At 69.7% G+C, this 19,473-nt stretch carries 15 protein-coding genes and 1 pseudogene; 10 read left to right on the top strand and 6 right to left on the bottom strand.

The features are described from left to right. Window positions 1-159: 159 nt before the first annotated feature. The 4 genes from CCN37_RS14540 to CCN37_RS14525 are packed head-to-tail and all read left to right on the top strand — an operon-like array spanning window position 160 to window position 3,706. Window positions 160-792: a uridine kinase gene (locus CCN37_RS14540; protein ID WP_246843046.1), complete on the top strand. Its 633-nt coding sequence runs from the start codon at window positions 160-162 to the stop codon at window positions 790-792. Between the two features lie 59 nt (window positions 793-851). Further along, window positions 852-1,331: an RICIN domain-containing protein gene (locus CCN37_RS14535; protein ID WP_086821299.1), complete on the top strand. Its 480-nt coding sequence runs from the start codon at window positions 852-854 to the stop codon at window positions 1,329-1,331. Window positions 1,332-1,387: 56 nt separating this feature from the next. Continuing rightward, window positions 1,388-2,998, top strand: coding sequence for an alkaline phosphatase (locus CCN37_RS14530; RefSeq protein ID WP_086821298.1), 1,611 nt, complete (start codon window positions 1,388-1,390; stop codon window positions 2,996-2,998). A 57-nt stretch (window positions 2,999-3,055) separates the two neighbouring features. Then, on the top strand, window positions 3,056-3,706 hold the full coding sequence (locus tag CCN37_RS14525; protein ID WP_086821297.1) for a TetR/AcrR family transcriptional regulator: 651 nt from the start codon (window positions 3,056-3,058) through the stop codon (window positions 3,704-3,706). Here the strand turns inward: CCN37_RS14525 and CCN37_RS14520 are convergent. Further along, a complete protein-coding gene (locus tag CCN37_RS14520; RefSeq protein WP_086821296.1) occupies window positions 3,667-4,563 on the bottom strand; it encodes a TetR/AcrR family transcriptional regulator C-terminal domain-containing protein in 897 nt (298 codons plus the stop codon). The two genes, CCN37_RS14525 and CCN37_RS14520, sit on opposite strands and share 40 nt — an antisense overlap. A 158-nt stretch (window positions 4,564-4,721) precedes the next feature. Between CCN37_RS14520 and CCN37_RS14515 the strand changes: the two genes are divergently transcribed. Both CCN37_RS14515 and CCN37_RS14510 read left to right on the top strand, forming a co-directional pair. Next, complete coding sequence (locus CCN37_RS14515; RefSeq protein ID WP_143261603.1) at window positions 4,722-5,156, top strand: hypothetical protein; 435 nt, start codon at window positions 4,722-4,724, stop codon at window positions 5,154-5,156. Window positions 5,157-5,204: 48 nt separating this feature from the next. Then, a complete protein-coding gene (locus CCN37_RS14510) occupies window positions 5,205-6,335 on the top strand; it encodes a C45 family peptidase (RefSeq protein ID WP_086821294.1) in 1,131 nt (376 codons plus the stop codon). 12 nt (window positions 6,336-6,347) lie between these two features. On the opposite strand, the gene CCN37_RS14505 is transcribed toward CCN37_RS14510, so the two are convergent. Then, window positions 6,348-7,442, bottom strand: coding sequence for an alanine--glyoxylate aminotransferase family protein (locus CCN37_RS14505; protein ID WP_086821293.1), 1,095 nt, complete (start codon window positions 7,440-7,442; stop codon window positions 6,348-6,350). A gap of 86 nt (window positions 7,443-7,528) precedes the next feature. Between CCN37_RS14505 and CCN37_RS14500 the strand changes: the two genes are divergently transcribed. From CCN37_RS14500 to CCN37_RS41510, 4 genes and pseudogenes are all read left to right on the top strand, one after another. Next, window positions 7,529-8,956 carry an ATP-binding protein gene (locus CCN37_RS14500; protein ID WP_086821292.1) on the top strand — a complete coding sequence of 476 codons (1,428 nt, stop codon included), beginning with the start codon at window positions 7,529-7,531 and terminating at the stop codon, window positions 8,954-8,956. A gap of 14 nt (window positions 8,957-8,970) precedes the next feature. Then, window positions 8,971-9,309: an HIT family protein gene (locus tag CCN37_RS14495; protein WP_210408021.1), complete on the top strand. Its 339-nt coding sequence runs from the start codon at window positions 8,971-8,973 to the stop codon at window positions 9,307-9,309. 15 nt (window positions 9,310-9,324) lie between these two features. Next, window positions 9,325-9,759 (top strand): annotated as a pseudogene (locus CCN37_RS41515) (pyridoxamine 5'-phosphate oxidase family protein); the annotation flags it as partial. A 12-nt stretch (window positions 9,760-9,771) separates the two neighbouring features. Further along, a complete protein-coding gene (locus CCN37_RS41510; RefSeq protein WP_246843047.1) occupies window positions 9,772-10,188 on the top strand; it encodes an Imm1 family immunity protein in 417 nt (138 codons plus the stop codon). Window positions 10,189-10,658: 470 nt separating this feature from the next. Here the strand turns inward: CCN37_RS41510 and CCN37_RS14485 are convergent, their stop codons facing one another. Genes CCN37_RS14485 through CCN37_RS14470 form a run of 4 tightly spaced genes read right to left on the bottom strand, consistent with a single transcriptional unit; the run spans window position 10,659 to window position 19,424 of the window. Then, on the bottom strand, window positions 10,659-12,395 hold the full coding sequence (locus tag CCN37_RS14485) for an ABC transporter ATP-binding protein (protein ID WP_086821290.1): 1,737 nt from the start codon (window positions 12,393-12,395) through the stop codon (window positions 10,659-10,661). After that, window positions 12,392-14,164 (bottom strand): ABC transporter ATP-binding protein, encoded by a 1,773-nt coding sequence (locus CCN37_RS14480; protein WP_086821289.1) that lies wholly within the window; start codon window positions 14,162-14,164, stop codon window positions 12,392-12,394. Before CCN37_RS14480 ends, CCN37_RS14485 begins: the two co-directional genes overlap by 4 nt. A gap of 11 nt (window positions 14,165-14,175) precedes the next feature. Continuing rightward, complete coding sequence (locus tag CCN37_RS14475; RefSeq protein ID WP_086821288.1) at window positions 14,176-18,723, bottom strand: non-ribosomal peptide synthetase; 4,548 nt, start codon at window positions 18,721-18,723, stop codon at window positions 14,176-14,178. After that, window positions 18,720-19,424 carry a VOC family protein gene (locus CCN37_RS14470; RefSeq protein WP_086821287.1) on the bottom strand — a complete coding sequence of 235 codons (705 nt, stop codon included), beginning with the start codon at window positions 19,422-19,424 and terminating at the stop codon, window positions 18,720-18,722. Before CCN37_RS14470 ends, CCN37_RS14475 begins: the two co-directional genes overlap by 4 nt. Between the last annotated feature and the right edge of the window lie 49 nt (window positions 19,425-19,473).

Below are 19,473 nucleotides of genomic sequence, written 5' to 3'. Positions count from 1 at the left end.
GTGGTCTAAACCTCTCCCGTTTCGTACCGAAAGCGGGATTTGGGAGCGCTCTCTTTCCCGAGTGGAGTACGAAACGGGTGTTTGGCGGACTTGGCGGATGTCAAGGCTGGGCGGGTGAGTGTCGCTGTGGGGGTGTGCGGCGTGAGAGACTCGTTTCCCGTGTCGTCTTCCACCCTTCGCGCGCGCGTCGTGTTGCTGGCCGGTCCGTCCGGCTCCGGGAAGTCCACCCTCGCCGCCCACCTGGGCTGGCCCGTGCTCCGGTTGGACGACTTCTACCGCGAGGGCCGCGATCCCAGGCTGCCCCGCGACGAGGCCGGGGCGGTGGACTGGGACCACCCGGAGGCCTGGAACGCCGAGGACGCGGTCGCGGCGATCACCGAGCTGGCCGAGTCCGGCGAGGTGCGGGCGCCGATCTACGACATCGCCTCGGACAGCCGGTCGGGCGAGCGCACGGTCTCGGTGCGCGACTCGTCGCTGTTCATCGCGGAAGGGCTCTTCGCGGACCGGATCGTGGACGACTGCCGCGATGCCGGGGTGCTCGCCGACGCGCTCGTGCTGGCACCGTCGGCGTCGCTGACCGCGGCGCGGCGCTTCGCCCGCGACGTGACCGAGGCGCGCAAGCCGGTGCCGGTGCTGCTGCGCCGAGGGCTGCGCCTGTGGCGCGAGCAACCGCAGGTGGTGCAGCGGTGCGTCACGGCCGGGATGCGGCGCAGCAAACCTACTGCGGCGCGCGAGGAACTGCGCCTGCTTGCCTCTCCGGATGCCTTGTGGGGCAACGAAAAGGTCAGCTGAGCCGTTTTCGCCCCTCGCCGTTCTACCTTCGGCTTGTTCCACTGACGAAGGAGATCGGAATGCGTTTCTTTTCCCGGTTCGCCAGCGTGGTCGCCGCGTCGGCGCTCGTGCTCGCGGCCCTCGCGGTGCCCGCTTCGGCCGCCCCGCTGGTGAAGTACCGGACCGGCCTGAACTTCAGCCTCTGCCTGGACGTGCGCGGCGGAGTCGGGGCGGCCGGCCAGGACATGCAGCTGTGGCACTGCGGCGAGGTCCCCGGTCAGCGCTGGGAGAAGCGCGGCGAGCAGTTGGCCAGCGACCTCAACCGCGGCCTGTGCCTGGACGTGCGCGGCGGGATCGGCGCCGCCGACCAGGACGTGCAGGTGTGGCACTGCGGCAACCTGGCGGGTCAGCGCTGGGTCCGGGACGGCCTGCTGCTCAGGAGCGGGCTGAACCACAACCTGTGCCTGGACGTGCGCGGGGCGCAGGGCAAGCCGGACCAGGACGTGCAGCTCTGGCACTGCGACCGGAACAACGCGGCGCAGCACTGGCACGAATTCTGAGGAACACCTGATCGTCGGGCTTCCGTTCCCACCCGGGTTGCCGGTAAGCCAGAAACATGAGCAATCCTCTCGACAGGCGCACCCTGCTGCGCGCCACGGGGGTCGCGGTGGGCGTGGCCGGGCTGACCGCCCTGCCCGCCACCGCGACCTCCAGCGAGGTCTTCCAGCACGGCTTGGCGTCGGGCGATCCGTTGCCGACGACCGTGCTGCTGTGGACCAGGGTCACTCCGACGCCGGCGTCGCTGCCGGGCTCCGGGGCCGGCCCGAACGTCGACGTCCAGTGGCAGGTCGCGGCGGACCGGGCCTTCACCCGAGTGATCGCCAGCGGCACCGTCGCGACCGGCCCCGACCGCGACCACACGGTCAAGGTGGACGCGACGGGGTTGTCCCCCTCGACGACCTACTACTACCGGTTTCGGCTCAACGAGGCCGTTTCCGACGTCGGCACCACCAGGACGGCTCCGGCAGCGGACGCGGACGTCCAGCGCCTGCGCTTCGGCGTGGTGTCGTGCTCGAACTGGCAGGCGGGGCACTTCGCGGCCTACCGCCACCTCGCGGAGCGCGGTGACCTGGACCTGGTGGTGCACCTCGGCGACTACCTCTACGAGTACGGGCCCGGCGAGTTCCCGGTCGGCTACACCGTGCGCCCGCACGTCCCACCGCGCGAAGCGCTGACGCTGTCGGACTACCGCCAGCGCCACGCGCAGTACAAGACGGACCCGAACCTGCGCGCGCTGCACGCGGCGGCGCCGTGGACGATCACCTGGGACGACCACGAGTCGGCCAACGACGCCTGGTCTGGCGGGGCGGGCAACCACGACCCGGCGACCGAGGGCGACTGGGCGAGCCGTCGCGCCGCCGCTCGCCGGGCGTACTTCGAGTGGATGCCGGTGCGCAACACCGGTGACCGGCTCTACCGCAAGCTGCGCTTCGGCAAGCTCGCCGAGCTCTCCATGTTGGACCTGCGTTCCCACCGGTCCAAGCAGGTGAAGATCTTATCCGGCGAGGTCGACGACCCGAACCGCTCGATCGCGGGCGGTGAGCAGCTGTCGTGGCTGATCGACGGGCTGCTCTCCTCGACGGCGCGGTGGAAGCTCGTCGGCAACCCGGTGATGATCTCGCCGACGCTGATCCCGCCGCTGCCCTCGCACATCCTGGGGCCGCTGCTGTCGTTGCTGGGCCTGCCCGCCGAGGGCGGCGTGGTCTTCACCGACCAGTGGGACGGCTACACCGCCGACCGCCGCAAGCTGCTCTCGGCGTTGGCGCGCAACAAGGTCAGCAACACGGTGTTCCTCACCGGCGACGTCCACTCGTCGTGGGCGTGCGACGTTCCCGCCGACGCCGGCATGTACCCGCTGAGTCCGTCGCTGGCCACGGAGCTGGTCTGCCCGTCGGTCACTTCCGACAACATCGACGACGTGCTGCACGTGCCACCGCGCACGGCGTCGGTGATCGCGGAGAAGGCGCTGCAAGGGCTCAACCGGCACGTGAAGTGGGTGGAGTACGACTCGCACGGAGCCGCGGTGCTGGACGTGACGCCGTCCTCGGTGCGGATGGACTGGTACTTCCTCGCCGATCGGACCAAGCCGGACAGCCCGGCTCGCCTGGCGAAGTCCTTCCGCGTCGCCAACGGGACGCAGCGGGTTCAGGAGATCAACCCGGCATGAGGTGGCGGGGAGGCGCGAACCGCCTCCCCGCTCCCCGGTCGGGCTTAGTATCCCGCCATGACCAAGCAAGGTCTGCGCGAGTTGAAGCGGCTGGCGACCCGCAAGCACATCTCGGACGTGGCGACCGGGCTGTTCCTGGCGCGCGGCTTCGACAACGTGACGGTCGCGGAGGTCGCCGCGGCGGCCGAGGTCTCGAAGATGACGGTGTTCAGCCACTTCCCGCGCAAGGAGGACCTGTTCCTCGACCGGCACGCGGAGCGGATCACGCAGCTGAGGCGGGTGCTCGCCGAGCGGCCCGCGGCGGAGTCGGTGGTCGGCGCGCTGCGGCGGCACCAGCACCACCTGCTGGCCTCGCGGCACCCGCTCTCCGGCGCCGTCGAGGGCGTGATCCCGCTGTGGCGCGTGCTCAGGGCGAGCCCGGCGCTGGTGAACCGGATGTACGAGCACGGAGCGGAGATGCACGTCGCGCTGATCGCCGTGCTGGAGGCGGACGGCGCCGAGCCCACCACGGCCCGGCTGTTCGCCGCGCACATCTCCGCGACGCTGATGTCGATCTTCGAGCTGGCCGTCGACCGCGTGCTCGGCGGCACCGCGGTCGAGGAGGTCAGGCGGCGGCAGGTCGAGGTGATCGACGAGGCGTTCGACCTGCTGGAGAAGGGAATGGGCGACTACGGCGTGCGCAGCCGGGCCTCGATGCCGGCGAGGTGACCGCGCAGGGCGTGCTCGAACAGCTCGTCCAGGTTCTTGCCCGGCTCCTCGGTCAGCGTGGCCAGCCGGGGGAAGCGCCCCGAGGCGAACAGCGCGCGCACCTCCGCCTCCTGCGCGAGCCACCACTCGCTGCTGGTCATGCCGCTCGCGCGCACCGCGTCCAGCTCGGTGGCCCGCGACAGCGCCAGTCCGCGCACGAAAGCGGGCAGCGTCAACGTTTCCCTGATCTTCTCCTCCTGCGACATCGGCAGCGCGCGCAGTGCCTCCAACGTCCACTCGGTCTGCAGCATCGCCTCCGGGATGAGCAGCGGACGGGTCACCGAGATCAACTCCGCGAGCCACGGGTGCGCGCGGCAGAGCGCCCACTGCAACCGGCACACGACGCTGAGCCGCTCCTTCCAGCCCTTCGGCGGCGGTTCGGGCAGCGGCCGGGTGCGGAAGATCTGGCGCATCATGAGGTGCACCAGTTCGTCCTTGCCCGCGATGTGCCGGTAGAGCGACATCGGTCCCACCGCGAGTTCCGCGGCGAGCCTGCGCATCGACACGGCCTCAAGTCCTTCGGCGTCGGCGACACGGATGGCCGTGGTGGTGATGCGCAGGCGGGTCAGGCTCTGGCCGAGCGGCGGTTCCCGGCGCGGTTTGGCTCCCCGCGTGCGCACGACGGTGCCCGCTCCGGGGTGGGCCTCCACGAAACCCTCCTGCCGCAACAGGTCCAGCGCCTTGGCGGCGGTGGCCATCGCGACACCCCACTCCCGGGTCAGCGCGCGCGTGGACGGGACGCGCTCGCCGGGGCTCAGCTCCCCCGACTCGATGCGGGACCTGATGGCGGCGGCGATGCGCTGGTAGGGCGGGCTCACGACGCCGAGTGTACTAGTACGCTTATTGGCGCCGACCTGGCGTTTTGACGAGAAGCCCTTGTTTTCATTGCGGTGAGCGTACGCGCGTCGGCACAGTCGCTCTCGTGAGTTCGATACAGCGTACGCAGCGCGCTACCGGGATCCTGTGCGATGCCTTCGTGGCGGACCCGGTGGTCGAGTGGGTGTTCCCCGGCCCGGTCGAGCAACGCCGAGCTGGGGCGGCGCGGGTGTTCGCCCCGCTGGTCGCGGCGTCGGCGGAAGCGGGAGAGCTGGCCGTGCTCGACGACGGCGCCGCAGCGGTGTGGCTTCCCGTCGCGGCAGGCACGTCCTTGATGCCCGGCCCCGAAGTGGAGATGCCGCCACGCCTGCGCGTCCTCGTGGACTCGTTGGCGCGCAACCATTCCACCGAGCGAGAGCACCTGTACCTCGCGTTCATCGGTGTGGCGCGGGGGAAGCAGGGCCAGGGGCTCGGGGCAGGCTCCTCGCGGAGCGGCTGCGCGATGTCGACGTGCCGGTCTACCTGGAGGCGAGTTCGGAGCGCAACGTGCCGCTCTACGCCCGCCACGGGTTCCGGCTCACCGGAAACCCAGTGACGTTGCCTGAGGGGCCCACGGTGTGGCCCATGTGGAGGGAGAGCTGAGATGGCTGTGCAGAGGGAAATCGTCGCGGGCACGAACGAGGACTTCATGATCGTTCGCGAGTTGGCGGTCACGGGCGGGCAGGCGGAGATCGGTCGCGCCCTCGCGGAGGAGGCAGCGCGCTCCTACGGCTGGCGACCGGAACCGGCCGACCGGCGCACGGCGCGAGCGCGGCGGCTGTGGTTCGAGCGCAACTGGCCGCAGCACCACGAGCGGATGCGCGGCGCGGCTTCGGCTCTGGGACTGGACTTCGAGTCCGATGCGTACTCGTTGGACGGCCTCACCGGGGTGCCGGACGGCTCGGCGTGCTCGGCGACCTACCTGCCGCCGAGCGCGACCGAGGAGGGTCGCGGGATGCTCGCCCGCAACTACGACTTCTTCACCACGAGCGCGACCGACCTGTTCGCGATGCTCAGCGGTCGCGAGCCGAAGGGTGGGACGGAACTGCCGATGGCGTCACGGCCGTTCGTCGTGCGCAGCAGGCCGACCGACGGCCCCGCGACCACGGTGCTCACCATGAACACGCTGGACGGTTGCATGGACGGCGTCAACGAGCACGGTGTGGCCGTGGTGCTGCTGATCGCCGACGCGGAGAACGCGGGCGAGCCGAGCTTCGTCGAGCCGCAGGTCGGACTGTCCAGCATCCAACTGCCGCGCTTCGTGCTCGACACCTGCGCTACGGCGGAGCAGGCCAGGGCCGCGCTGCTCGGCGCGAAGCAGTACGACCTCGGCACGCCGCTGCACTACCTGATCGCCGACGCGAGCGGGGACTGCTTCGTGTGGGAGCGCGGCGCGGGCGGGGACGAGCACATCACCGACGGTGGCGGCGGCGCCCTGTGCGTGACGAACCACTTGCTGCACAAGCACTCCGGCGAGCTGCCCGCCGACAACGACGAGACGATGCTGACCTACGAGCGGCACCGCAGGATCAGCGCCGAGACCAAGGACGTGCTGTCCGGACCGGGCGTGCGCGCGGCGATCGACTCGGTGAACTTCGACGCGGTCGGCGCCGACGTGCCCTACCCGATCCGGACCCTGTGGCGTTCGGTGTTCGACCTCGGTGAGCGCACCATGGCGGCGCGCTTCTACCTCGGCGACGACCGCTACACCGACGAGCTGACCTTCGGCTGCTAGAGCACCTTGCTGTTAGAGGACTCTGCGCAGGGCGCCGAGGAGCATCTCGACGCGCTCCGGCCTGGCGTTGTGGCCCATCAGGCCGATCCGCCAGACGGTCGCGGCGAACTCCTTGGCGCCCGCGCCGATCTCGATGCCGAACTCCGCCAGCAGGCGCTTGCGCACGGCCGCCGAGTCCACGCCGTCCGGCACCCACACCGAGGTCAGCTGCGGGAGCCGGTGGCCTTCGGCCGCGAAGAGCTTGAGTCCCATCTCCTCCAAGCCGTTCTGCAGGGCCGTTCCGACGAGGCGGTGCCGCTCGAAGACCTCGGGCAGCCCCTCTTCGAGCACCCGGCCGAGCCCGGCGTGCAGCGAGGCGATCATCGCCACCGGCGCGGTGTGGTGGTAGGTCCGGCCGCCACCTTCGCCGCCGCTGACGTAGTCGCCGATCAGGCCGAGGTCGAGGTACCAGGTCGGCGGGTGCGGGACGCGGCGCGCCCAAGCTCGCTCCGAGACGGTGAACGGCGCGAGGCCCGGCGAGACGCCGACGCACTTCTGCGTGCCGGAATAGGCCAGGTCAACGCCCCAGTCGTCGATGAGCACGGGTGATCCGGCCAGCGAGGTCACGCAGTCCGCGATCACCAGCACACCCTCGTCCCGCGCGCGCACGGCGGCGGAGAGCGCGCCGATGTCGCTGCGCACGCCCGTGGAGGTCTCGGCGTGCACGGCCGCGACGATCGCGGGCCTGGGGTGCGCGTCGAGCACGCGCTGCACGTCGACCGGCTGCCCCCACTCGTGGTCGACCCGGACCACCTCGGCGCCGTAGCGCCCGGCCACGTCGCACATGCGCTCGCCGAAGAGGCCGTTCACCGCGATGACGGCGACATCGCCCCGGCGCACGGTATTGGCGAAGGCGGCTTCCATGCCGATGGAGCCGGTCCCGGACAACGGCAGCGTCCGGCGGTTGGCGGTGCCCCACACGGTGCGCAGCCGCGCGCAGGTCTCGTCGAGCAACCGCAGGAACTCGGGGTCGAGGTGGCCGAGCAACGGCGCGCCGAGGGCGAGCGTCGCCTCCGGGTACGGGTTGGACGGACCGGGACCCAGCAACACGCGATCGAGCAGAGGCATGCCCGCACCCTAGCCCGGGTGTGCCGTCGCCACATTTTAGGTAGATTGAGTCTACGTAGATTGAATCTACCTACTTGGGAGGTGCCATGGCGACGCGTTTCGTCGGTCGCGGCACCGAGCTGGGCCTGCTCGGCAAGCGCCTTGAGCGCATCGGCACGACCGGGGGTGGCCGCGCGCTGGCCATCCGGGGGCGCCGCCAGGTCGGCAAATCTCGCCTGGTCCAGGAGTTCTGCGGGCGGGCCGACGTGCCGTACCTGTTCTTCAGCGCGACCAAGGGCGCCTCACCCGTTGAGGCGGTGACCGCCTTCCTCGCCGAGCTGCGCGAGTCGGCGCTGCCCGTCGACCCCGAGCTGGTCCCCGCGCAGAGCACCGGGGGCTGGGCGGACGCGTTCCGCGTGCTCGCTTCCGTCCTACCGGACAAGCCCGCCGTCGTCGTGCTGGACGAGCTGCCGTGGCTGGCCGAGCAGGACGAACTGTTCGACGGCGCGTTGCAGACCGCGTGGGACCGGCTGCTCTCGCGCAGGCCGGTGCTGCTGGTCCTGCTCGGCAGCGACATCCACATGATGGAGCGGCTCACCGCCTACGACCGGCCGTTCTTCGGCCGCGCGGACACCCTGGTGCTCGGCCCGCTCAACCCCGCCGAGACGGGGAACGCTCTCGGGCTGGGAGCCGCTGACGCGATCGACGCGCACCTGGTCTCCGGTGGCCTGCCGGGCATCCTGCGGGCGTGGCCGCACGGCACCCCCGCGCTGGAGTTCATCAGGGAGGAGTGCGCGGACCCGGCTTCGCCGCTGTTCAGCGTCCCGGAGGCGACGCTGATGGCGGAGTTCCCCGCCCCCGACCGCGCCCGCCGCGTCCTCGAAGCCGTGGGCAGCGGAGAGCGCACGCACGCCAACATCGCCGCCGCTGCCGGTGGGCACGCCGATCTCCCGTCCGGTGTCCTGTCGCCGCTGCTGCGCCGACTCGTGGACGAGAAGCGGGTGCTCGTCGCCGATTCGCCGTTGTCGACTCAGCCGGGCAAGCCCGCTCTGTACCGCGTCGATGACTCCAACCTGCGGCTCTACCTCGCCGCGCTGCGCTCGGCGTCGGAGCTGGTGCGGCGTGGACTTCCCGCTTCGGCGGTGTTCGAGCGCGTGCGGCGGAGCTGGTCGAGCTGGCGGGGCAAGGCCGTGGAACCGCTTGTGCGGCAAGCACTTCTGCTCGCGGCAGCTGCCGGAGAGCTACCGTGGGAGGTCGAGGCGGTCGGCGGCTGGTGGAACCGCCAGTTCGACCCCGAAGTCGATCTGGTGGGAGCCGACCGCGCGCCCGTGGCTCGGCACGTTCAGTTCGTCGGCTCGATCAAGTGGCTGGCCGCGGCGTTCGACAAGCACGACCTCGCCGCGCTCATGAAGGCCGCGCCGCAGGTGCCCGGCTACGACTCCGGCCTGGTGGCGGTGTCGCTCTCCGGCGTGGACGTGGCGGGGCTCGACGTCGTCTGGGGACCGGAGGACATCGTCAACGCCTGGGCGGCTTGAGCGTGCAGAGCTGCGTGTTCTGTTCCATCGTCGCCGGGCGGGCGCCCGCCGTGGTGCTCGCGGAGTGGCCGGAGGCCGTCGCGATCCGTCCGCACGGCGCGGTCAACGAGGGGCACGTGCTCGTCCTGCCGCGCGTGCACGTCGAGGACGCGGGCTCCGACCCTGACGTGACGGCGGCCGTGATGCGGTGCGCTGCCGAGCTGATGGCGGAGCTGCCCGCGGCGAACTTGATCACTTCGAAGGGTGCCGACGCCACGCAAACCGTGTTCCACCTGCACGTTCACCTGGTGCCGCGTGTGGCGGGTGATGGTTTGGCGCTGCCTTGGACTTCTGTGTCGAGAACTCGGGGCTAGCTCCGTCCCAGGGGCATGGAGCACAACGACGTCATCGAGGTCCTGAACCGCCCGGGTAGCCAGGAGTTGCTGGCCCGCGACATCACCCGCCTCGCCTACGTGGCCAAGGACGGCACACCCCGCACCGTCCCGATCGCGTTCACCTGGAACGGTTCGGAGATCGTCATGTGCACCTCGACCAACGCGCCGAAACTGCACTCCCTGCGGGCGAACCCGGCCGTCGCGCTGACCGTCGACGTCGAGGTGCACCCGCCCAAGATCCTGCTCATCCGCGGGCGCGCCGAGCTGGACGTGGTCGACGGCATCCCCGAGGAGTACCTCCGGATGAACGGCAGCTACGCCATGTCGCCCGCGCAGCGCGTCGAGTGGGAGGCCGAGGTCCGCTCGCTCTACCAGGGCATGGTCCGGATCGTGGTCACCCCGACGTGGGCCAAGCTGATCGACTTTCAGGAGGAACACGCCGTGACCGCCGTCTTGCACGCCTGGTACGACGTCCGCGACGAGGACGGGGAAGTACTCGACGGGGCCGAGGCCACCGACGAGCTACTGACCCGCCTCGCTGCTCAGCCCGGAGCGGTGATGGTCGCGCTGTTCCGCGCCACCGACCTGGAGAACTACCCTCCGCCCATCGAGCTGTTCGTCGGCCTCGGCGGCGGCCTCGACGTCGGGGTCATGCAATGCGGCGACGACGACGGCGTGTGGGCCAGCCGCGCCCCGGAAAACTCCGAATGGGAAGCGGTGTCATACAGCTACATGGGCGTCGGGCACGACTTCCCGAACAACACCGTCATCCCTCTGGTCCAGATTCGCGCTGCAGTACACGAGTTCGCCGTGACTGGAATGCGCCCTGAAACCGTTGCTTGGCAACGACTACGCTAGCCGCAGGCATGCCACCGCTCCACCCTGACGTTCAGGGTGGAGCGGTGTTCCTCAGGAGCTACGCACGTGGGGCGGCCTAACAAGAATCGGTCCCCTTGGCCTCTTCATAGCGCAAGATCAGCCACGACAGTAGCGCCATCTGATCCTTTGGAGCAGCGGCGACTGGAAAGGCTTTCATGACGCCCCTCGCTCCGCGAGGCAGGCCAGAAGTCGCGCTGAAGCCCTATGCTGACCTGCGAACTCCTGCCCCAACCGCTTGGCGCACAAGAGCGAACTTGACTAATGAGTCATTCAGGACCTCGCCCCCGCGCTCGCCCAACGTGCGCCGGGCGTGCCAAGTACCCGTTTCGTACTCCAAGCGGCTGTTGGGAGCGCTCTGTTTCCCGCTTTCGGTACGAAACGGGAGTGGTGTAGACCACTTCGGCGCGGGCGCTCGCGTTGTGGCTACGTGATGTGGGTGGGAGTGTTTTCTAGGCGGGGACCTGCCAGTCGCGGGCGCGGAGCTGGGCGGACCACATGTCGGCGTAGCGGCCGGGTTGGGTGATGAGGTCTTCGTGTGTGCCGCGCTGCGCGACGGTGCCGCCGTCGATCACCACGATCTGGTCAGCACCGACCACAGTGGACAGACGGTGGGCGATCACCACGACGGTCTTGCCGCGCACGAGGTTGTCGATCGCCTGCTGCACAACGACTTCGGATTCGGTGTCGAGCGCGGCGGTGGGCTCGTCGAGCAGCACGACGGGGGCGTCCTTGAGGATGGCGCGCGCGATGGAGATGCGCTGGCGTTCGCCGCCGGAGAGCGCGGAGCCGATCTCGCCGACCCGCGTCTGGTAGCCCTGCGGCAGCCGGGAGATGAAGGCGTGCACGTTGGCGGCGCGGGCGGCCTCGACGACCTCCTCCTCGGAAGCGTCGGGGCGACCCATCGCGATGTTGGCCAGGATGGTGTCGTCGAAGAGGTGGACGTCCTGGAACACCACGGCGATGTGGCGCAGCAGCTCGGCGGGGTCGAGGGAGCCGACGTCCACCCCGCCGATCCTGATCACGCCGGACTGGGGGTCGGCGAAGCGGGTGATCAGCTTGGTCACGGTGGTCTTCCCGGAGCCGGACGGGCCGACGAGCGCGGTGAGACTGCGTTCCGGGACAACGAGATCGACCTCGTGCAGCACCGGGGACGTGCGCCCGTCGTAGGTGAAGCCGACCTTCTCGAAGGCGATGTCGAAGGACGTGGGCGCGATCCCTCCCGATCGCACGGGCAGGGGCTCGACGGCGAGCACGGAACCGATGCGGCTCAGCGCGGCCTCGGCCATCTCGAAGAGCTTGGTCATGGTGACGGCGGCCCCGAGCGGCTCAGCGAAGCGCGCGGCGGCGACGACCACGGCGAGCAGCAGTGGCAGGGACAACCGCGCGTCGAGCACGAACGCCGACCCCAAGGACACCAGTGCCACGACCGCGACCTGGACCAAGAACTGAAGCGCCGCAACGGGAACCGAGGCGGAGCGGTTGGACACCGCGTTCGCCTCCTGCTGATGGGTGAACACCGACACCAAGCGCTCGGAGTCCGCGCCCGCCTGGCCGGTGGCCTTGAAGACCGGCAGCCCCTGGACGTACTCGACGATCCGGCTGGCCGCGCCCGCGTTCGCCTCGTCAACGCGCCGGAACCCGGCGTTGGACAGCGCGCGGAGCTTGCGCACCAACGGGATCGAAGCGATGGTCGCCGCGACGAGCACCAGGCCGAGCCGCCAGTCCACGACCAGCACGACGACACCGAGCAGCGCGGGCACGGTCACCAGCTGGACGAACAACGTGGAGAACGAGGAGATCCCGGTGGCCGCGCTCGTGACGTTGCTGCCGACAACGGTCGTGAGGTCTCCGGCCGCGCGGCGGTTGAGTTCCTGCTGCGGCATGGAACGGAGTCTCTCGCCGAGCCGGGTTCGCGTTGCTCCGGTGACGAGGTGCCAGTAGTCGTAGGTGAAGGCGCTCTCCCGAACGCGGAGCACGCCCTCGATGATCACGAGCACGGCGAGCGCGCCGACCCACGCCCAAGCCTCACCGATGCGCCCGGCCGACAGGGCGGCCAGCAACGGGATGAAGGTCGCGTAGGCGCCGGCCTGCACCACCGAGGCGATCACCGAGGTACGCAGTGTCGCGCGGAACTGCGGCGCATACGGGCCCGCAGCCAGCATCATCAGGGACCGGATGCGCTTCACAGCTTCACGTCCTTACGGTTGCCGGTGAGGCCCCACGAAGAAGCCTGTTCGTGCCGAGCCCACAGCGCCGCGTAGCGCCCGTTCGCTGCCACCAAGTCAGCGTGCTTGCCGCGCTCCGCGACCTTGCCGTTGTCCAGCACCACGATCTGGTCCACATCGACCACAGTGGACAGTCGGTGCGCGATCACCAGGACAGTGCGGCCTTTGGTGAGGCGGGCGATGGCGTCCTGGATCGCGGCCTCGCTCTCCGGGTCCGTGAACGCCGTCGCCTCGTCGAGCACGACGATCTGCGCATCGGACAGGATCGCCCTGGCGATGGTGATCCGCTGGCGCTGGCCGCCGGAGAGCCGTCCTCCGCGCTCGCCGACCTGGCTGTCGTAGCCGTCCTGGAGCTCGGTGACGATGAAGTCGTGCGCCGCGGCGGCCCGGGCGGCGGCCTCGACCTCGGCGTCGGTCGCCCCGGGCTTGCCGAGCCGGATGTTCTCCGCGATGGTGCCTTCGATCAGGAACGGGTCCTGGAAGACCAGCGCGACGTGCTGGAGCAGGTCCTCGCTGCGCATGTCTCGGACATCGACGCCGCCGACGAGAACGGAACCCTCGTCCACGTCGTAGAAACGCGGGATGAGCCTGGCCACAGTGGACTTTCCGGAACCCGAAGGACCGACCAGCGCGCACACCGTGCCCGCCGGGATGTCGATGTCCACGTCATCCAGCACCGGCGCGCCGCGATCCGTGGAGTAGCTGAAGGTCACGCCGCTCAGCGACACCGAGGAGCCCGACGGAAGGCGCGGCTCGGCGGGCTCCGGAAGTGGCGGGATCGCGAGGAGTTCGCCGATCCGCACGGCCCCGGCCTTGGAGTCGTTGACGTAGTTGGTCAAGTGCATCAGCGGCGAGATCGCCTCGATGGGCATCGCGCCGATCAGCAAGCCCAGCAACAGCTCCGGCGCGCTGATCCAGTCGAGCGCGAGCATCGGAACGCCCGCCGCCGCGATCACCAGCAGCGTCGGCAGCGGCACGATCACGAGCTTGTTGAACACCGAAGCCGTGCGCGATGTCGCGGTCCACGCGCCGATGGCCTCGGTGAACGCGTCCACCGAATCGGAGAAGCGGCGGAACGAGGTGCGGCCGTCGTCGAAGGTGCGGACCACGGGCATGCCCTGGACGAACTCCACGACGGCGGCGTTGACGTTCTCGTTGGCGTCGTTGTACTTCGCGCGCTGCGTGGTGTAGTCGCGAGCCATCAGCGAGAACGAGACCATCGCCACCGGCACCACGAGCAGGACGACGATGAGCAGCTTCCACTGCACGACGCCGAGCGCGATGAGGGCCGCGATCGGTTGTGCCGCAACGGCTCCGAAGAACGGCATGGAGTCGGCCACCACGTTGTGCAGCGCGGCGACGTCGTCCTGCATGACCTTCTTGATCCGCCCGGACCCCAGTCGCTGGACGACGCCGAGCGGCATCTTCGCGAGCGCGTCGGCGAGACGGCGGCGGAGCACGACTTCGAGTTCGAAGCTCGCGTGGTGGGCGACCTGCTCGGCCAGCCACCGCGACCCGAACGAGACGACGAGGCCCACCAAGGCGAAGCTGACCCACCACGCGAGCGCGGAGCCCGAGGGCTGCGCGGCGAACAGTTCGCCGACTGCCATCGCCACGCACACGTAACCCGCGACCCCGGCGGCTCCGCCGAGAGCCCCGAGCGCCAGTGCCCGCGTGAGCTGGCCGCGCACTCCCGGCGAGAGCCCGACCAGGTCGGACACAGGCTTCATACCGCTGTCACTCAACGAAGTCCCCCGAACTTGATGCCCTCAGAGACCTGCTCAACGAGCGGCTCGTTCATGCACGAGAAGTGATTACCGTCCACATTGGACACAGTGAAGTCACCGAGGCAGACGTCGCGCCAGAACTCCAGCATCTGCTCGGTCATGCCCGGAGCCAAGGTCGTTGTGGGGCACAGGAACTTGATGTCGCCGACGTAGGGCGGCGGAACGAAGCGCGCGGATTGGAAGCTCTGCTTGAAGACGCGGAACATGCCGATCGCCATCTCCGGAACCATGGACGCCGCCGCGGCGTAGCGCGCGAAGCGCTCCTCCTGCGACAGCTCGCCGAGCCGCGCGAAGAAGTCGTCGATCTTCGCGAGCGAGCCCGCCGGAACGCGGCCGTCGTTGTCCCGAACCAGCTGCGGGAACTGCTCCGAGACGGCCTGCGGGTCGACCGAACCGAACCCGATCTGGTCCAAGGTGATACCGAGGTTCGGTACGAACAGGGTCTCGAACATCAGCTCGTCCTGGATGTCGAAGGACACCAGGTGGCTGCTGACCAGGACCAGGTCCTCGACCTCCACCCCGCGCTCCGCGAGCCGCCGCGCGACCTCCGTGGCGAACATGCCGCCGAGGCAGTAGCCGATCAGCTGGAAGCGCGTGTGCCCCTCGGCGAGCAGGCGCTCGGTGTAGTCGTCGGCAAGCTTGCCCACGACCTCGGTCGGGTCGAGCGCCAGGTAGACATCGGTGTCAGCGATCGCGATACCGAGCACCGGGCCGAGGTCCTGGGCCACCAGCCGCGCGGCCAGCGGACGGAAGCACTCCATCGTGCCCAGACCGGCGTGGAAAAGCACGCGGACCGGGCCGTCGCCGCTGGTACTGAAGGGAATCAGTGCCGCGTTGCTGCCGCTGACGACCTGCGTCTCGGGCTCTGCCTTGCGGCGCAGGAAAGCCGCGAGCTGCGCGACGGTCGGTTCGTTGAGCAGCTGCCGGAGCAGAGTGTCAAACGGTACTGGCTCCGCCTCGGGCAGCTCTTCGCGCAGGCGCCCGGCCATGCGCGCCATGATCAGCGAGTCCGCTCCCCTGGTGAAGAAGCTCTCCGTGCGGCCGATCGCCGGGATCTGCAACGCGTCCGCCCAACGCCTGGCCAGCGCCTCCTCCAGCTCGTCCTCGGGCACCTCCGACGCAGCGGACTCGACCGGGGTCGGCCGCCACGCCTGGAGCGCGCGGCGGTCCACCTTGCCGTTGCCGGTCAACGGAAGCGCGTCCACGACCTGGATCTCGGCGGGGATCATGTGCTCTGGCAGGCGCAGCGCCACAAAGTCGGCCAACCCGCTCACCGCAGCGCGATCGGTCTTGACCCGCTTGGCGAAGAGCGAGGGAAGCTCCAGGACCGAGTCCTCCCAGGGCCGGGGTCCGTTCACCACGAGCCACCCGCCGGGCACCAGGAGGTCGACGAACGCGCTCCGGAACGAGGTCGCGACGATGGCGTCGTAGGTGTTCGGCGCGAAGCCCTGCGCGCGGTAGTCGAGATCGACGTCAAGCACGCCGAGCCGGTAGTCCGCGTCCAGCCCGGCCAGCACCTCCGCGACCTCGGGGCGCTCGCGGTCGAGTTCGAGAATCCGAAGTGGACGGTCGGACTCGACGGCCGCGCGGTGCAGCACAGCGGCGATCGCGTGATCGGTGGAGCTCGCCGCGCTGGCGATCCGGATCAGCCGTGAGTCATCGGGAACAGCCGGCGAAATGCGCGCGGTCTCGACGACGCCGAACAGCGCACCGTCCGAAACGACCACTCCGGCCGCCGCGACGGCCGGGTGCTCGCAGAGAGCGGCCTCGATCTCGCCGAGTTCGATGCGGTGGCCACGGATCTTGACCTGGGTGTCGGCGCGGCCGAGGAACTCGATGTCCCCGCCGGGGCGGTAGCGACCGAGGTCGCCGGTGCGGTACAGCCGCTCGCCGTCGCGCGTGACGAAGCGGTGCGCCGTGGTCTCCGGGTCGCCGAGGTAGCCCTGCGCGAGCCCGGCGCCACTGATGCACAGCTCACCGACAGTCCACACAGGACAGTCCTGCCCGAGAGCGTCGAGCACACGGAAACCCTGGTTGGCCAAGGGCTTGCCGTACGGGATGCTGTGCCAGCCCGACGGAACGCCGTCGATGCGGTGGTAGTTCGACCAGATCGCAGCTTCGGTCGCGCCACCGAGGCTGATCAGCTCCATCCCGGGCAGCTTCACCGAAGCCTCGCCGGGCAAGGTGGTCGGAATCCAGTCACCCGACAGCAGCGCGAGCCGGAGGCTGGGCAGCTCGACGTTGAGGTAGGTCAGCAACATCTGCATGAGCGCGGGGACGGAGTTCCACACCGTGATCCCGTGCTCCGCCACCAGGTCCGCCCAGTGCGACGGGTCAGCGCGGCGAGCAGGCTCCGGGTAGACCAAGGCCGCGCCGAGCGACAGCGGGCCGAAGATGTCGTAGACGGAGAGGTCGAAGCCGAGGTTCGCCACGCCGAGCACCCGGTCGTCGGCGGTGATCCCGAAGCGGGAGTTGATGTCCACGATGGTGTTCGCGGCGGCGCGGTGGCTGATCACCACGCCCTTGGGCTTGCCGGTCGATCCGGATGTGTAGATCACGTACGCCGCCGCGTCGGGGTCTCCGGGGGCACCGTCGACAGGACCGGCGACAGGCGACAGGGTGTCGACGTGGATGCCCTCGCCCACCCACGACTGCGTCAGGACGTGCTGAACCTCGGCGTCGCGCAGGATCGCTTCGCGGCGCAGCACGGGCTGCACGGTGTCGACCGGGAGGTAGACCGCGCCCGCGAGCAGCGTGCCGAGGACGGCGGTGACCTGCTCGATCCCCTTGTCCATCACGATCGCCACGTGCGAGCCGGGCGCACATCCCGCCGCGCGCAAGGCGATCGCGACGGCGTTGGCCCGTGCCGCGAGGTCCGCGTAGGTCACCGATCCGCGTGAGTCGATCACGGCGACGCGGGAGGGTGTCCGCTCAGCTTGCGCGAAGACTTCCTCGTGCAGCAGGGAGTTCGGCAGCGGCGCGGCGGTGGAGTTGGCCGCGCGGCGTTCCTCGATTTGCCACCACGGCAAGTCGAGCGTGGTGGCGTCCCAGGCCTCGTCGGAGGTGGCCAAGCGCAGCAGCAGCGACTGGAACGCCTCGAACATGTCGTCGATGAGGCCGTCCGGGAACACGCCGTCGCGGATGTCCCAGTTCACGCGGAGGCCGTCCGCGTCGTCCATGGCCTGGCAGTCGATGAACACCTGCGGGGTCTGGGTGATGCCGAAGCCGTCGAAGCAGCCGGTCATCGTGTTGCCGATACCGATCGCGCTGGTGAAAACGATCGGCATGAGCGCGGCCTCCCTGCCCCGGCGCCGCGCCAGCTCCCTGATCACCTCGACGCCGGAGTACAGCCGGTGGTCCAGGTCGTCGAAGAGCTGCGTGCCGATCACCGCGGCGCGCTCGGCGAATGTCTTGCCCGCGTGCCAGTCCACCTCAAGGAGGTTGACCGAGGTGAAGTCCCCGACGACCTCGTGCACCTGCGGGTGCAACGGCAGGCGGTTGAGCACGGTGAGGTTGAGCGAGAACCGCGAGGTCTGGCTCCAGCGCTCGACCACGGCGGCGTAGGCGGAGAGCACGGTCGAAGAGGGTGTGAGGCCCCAGCTGTGCGTGCGGCGCTTGAACTCCTCCCACTGCGGCGCGGTCAGCCGGAGTTGCTTGCGGGAGAACGACGGCGCCTGGTCGCGCTGATCCATCGGCAGCTCGGGCGCTGCGGGCAGCTCGTCCAGCCGCGCGGCCCAGTACTCGCGATCACGCTGGTAGCGGCCGGTTTCCCGCATCTTCAGCTCGGTGATCAGGTAGTCCCGGAACTGCATCTCCAGCTCAGGCAGCTCGCGCGCGGGGTCGGCGTGCAGGGCCTCCAGCTCCCCCAGCAGCATCGCGATGCTGGCCCAGTCGGCGATGAGGAAGTCCAGCGACACGTGCAGCACGGCGTGCTCGTCGGTCCGCGTGGCGCGCAGGTCGAACAGCGGCCACTGCGTGGTGTCGTAGACGTGGTGGCCGAACTCCTCACGGATCGAGTCCAAAGTGGACTGTGCGTCCGGCTTGCCGCGGAGGTCGGTGACGGGCACGGTCACCTTGGGCACCTCGGGGAGCACGCGCTGGTAGCCGTCGGTGGAGATCACCGCGCGCAGCATGTCGTGCCGCTCGATGAGGCGGTTCCACGCGGCCGTTAAGCGGTCCTCGTCCAGCGTCGGATAGCTCACTTCGACGTAGACGTGACACGCGACGCCGCCGAAGCCGAACGCGTCGTTGCGGCCGAGCAGGTACGCGGCCTGGACGTCGGTCAGGGGGAAGGGTTCGTTGCGCCCGGCGGGATCGGGGACGAGCGCGCCGCTTTCGTTCTGCAGCAACGAAAGGACAGCGTCCTTGCCAGCACGGAGAGCTTCGAGGAGGTCACCGGTGAGCACGCCCTTGGGAGCGCGGTAGCGGAGCTTGCCGTCCTCCGCCCAGAGCTTCACGCCCGCGCGGTTGAGGTCTGCGACAAGGGTTTCTGGCGTGGTCACGACTGGGGCTCCTCAATGGGTGCGGGGGTGAGAACGGTGCCGTGCAGCTTCGCCGGGTCGAGTTCGGCGCGGAGGCCGTGTAGCTGGACACCGATGACGCCGGTGGTCAGCGCGGGTTCTGGGCGAAGCCACTGGTCGGGGCGGACACAGCGGTCGAAGTGCGGGCGCTGGACGCGGCTGACCCCGTAGCGGATCGCGGCGATTCCCGTTGCGCCGTTGGGGTGTTCGACCTCGGCGGGGCGCTGCGGCGGGTCGTAGGAGGAGACGACGAACGGCAGCTCGACCGGGCTCGGCGCGAGCATCTGGTAGCGCACGCGCTGCCCGTCCGGGCGGGTGCGGCCGTTGCGGAAGATCCGCGAGACTTCCACGCCGGTCGCGGTGAGCTCGGCCCTGGTCGCGGTCAGGTCGGTGTCGTCGGTCTCCAGCGCGAGGTCGCGCCAGCCCTTGCCCGGCCTGGACCACTTGTGCAGCCGCGCGCCCATGCCCCTGCCGAAGCGCAGCGCGACCGGCCAGCGCAGCGGGGCGAGCTTCGACGGGAACTCGAAGAACTCGATGAACGGACCTTCGGAAAACCAGATCAGCGCATTGCGTGCTTTCTTGGGATCACTTCCCCAGCCCACCTCGAAACCCAGCTCGATGAAATTCTGGACCGTCTCGTGAATGTCCTCCACGCGACACAGGACGTGACTCGTCCTCAGCATGACGAAAATCCCTTTCTTGACATCCACGCAGCTAGACGAGTTAGGGTGA

Origin of the sequence: Allokutzneria sp. NRRL B-24872 (assembly GCF_002155965.1) — a bacterium.
In the GTDB taxonomy this organism is placed as follows: Bacteria; Actinomycetota; Actinomycetes; order Mycobacteriales; family Pseudonocardiaceae; genus Allokutzneria.
This window is presented reverse-complemented; position numbering and strand designations above follow the sequence as displayed.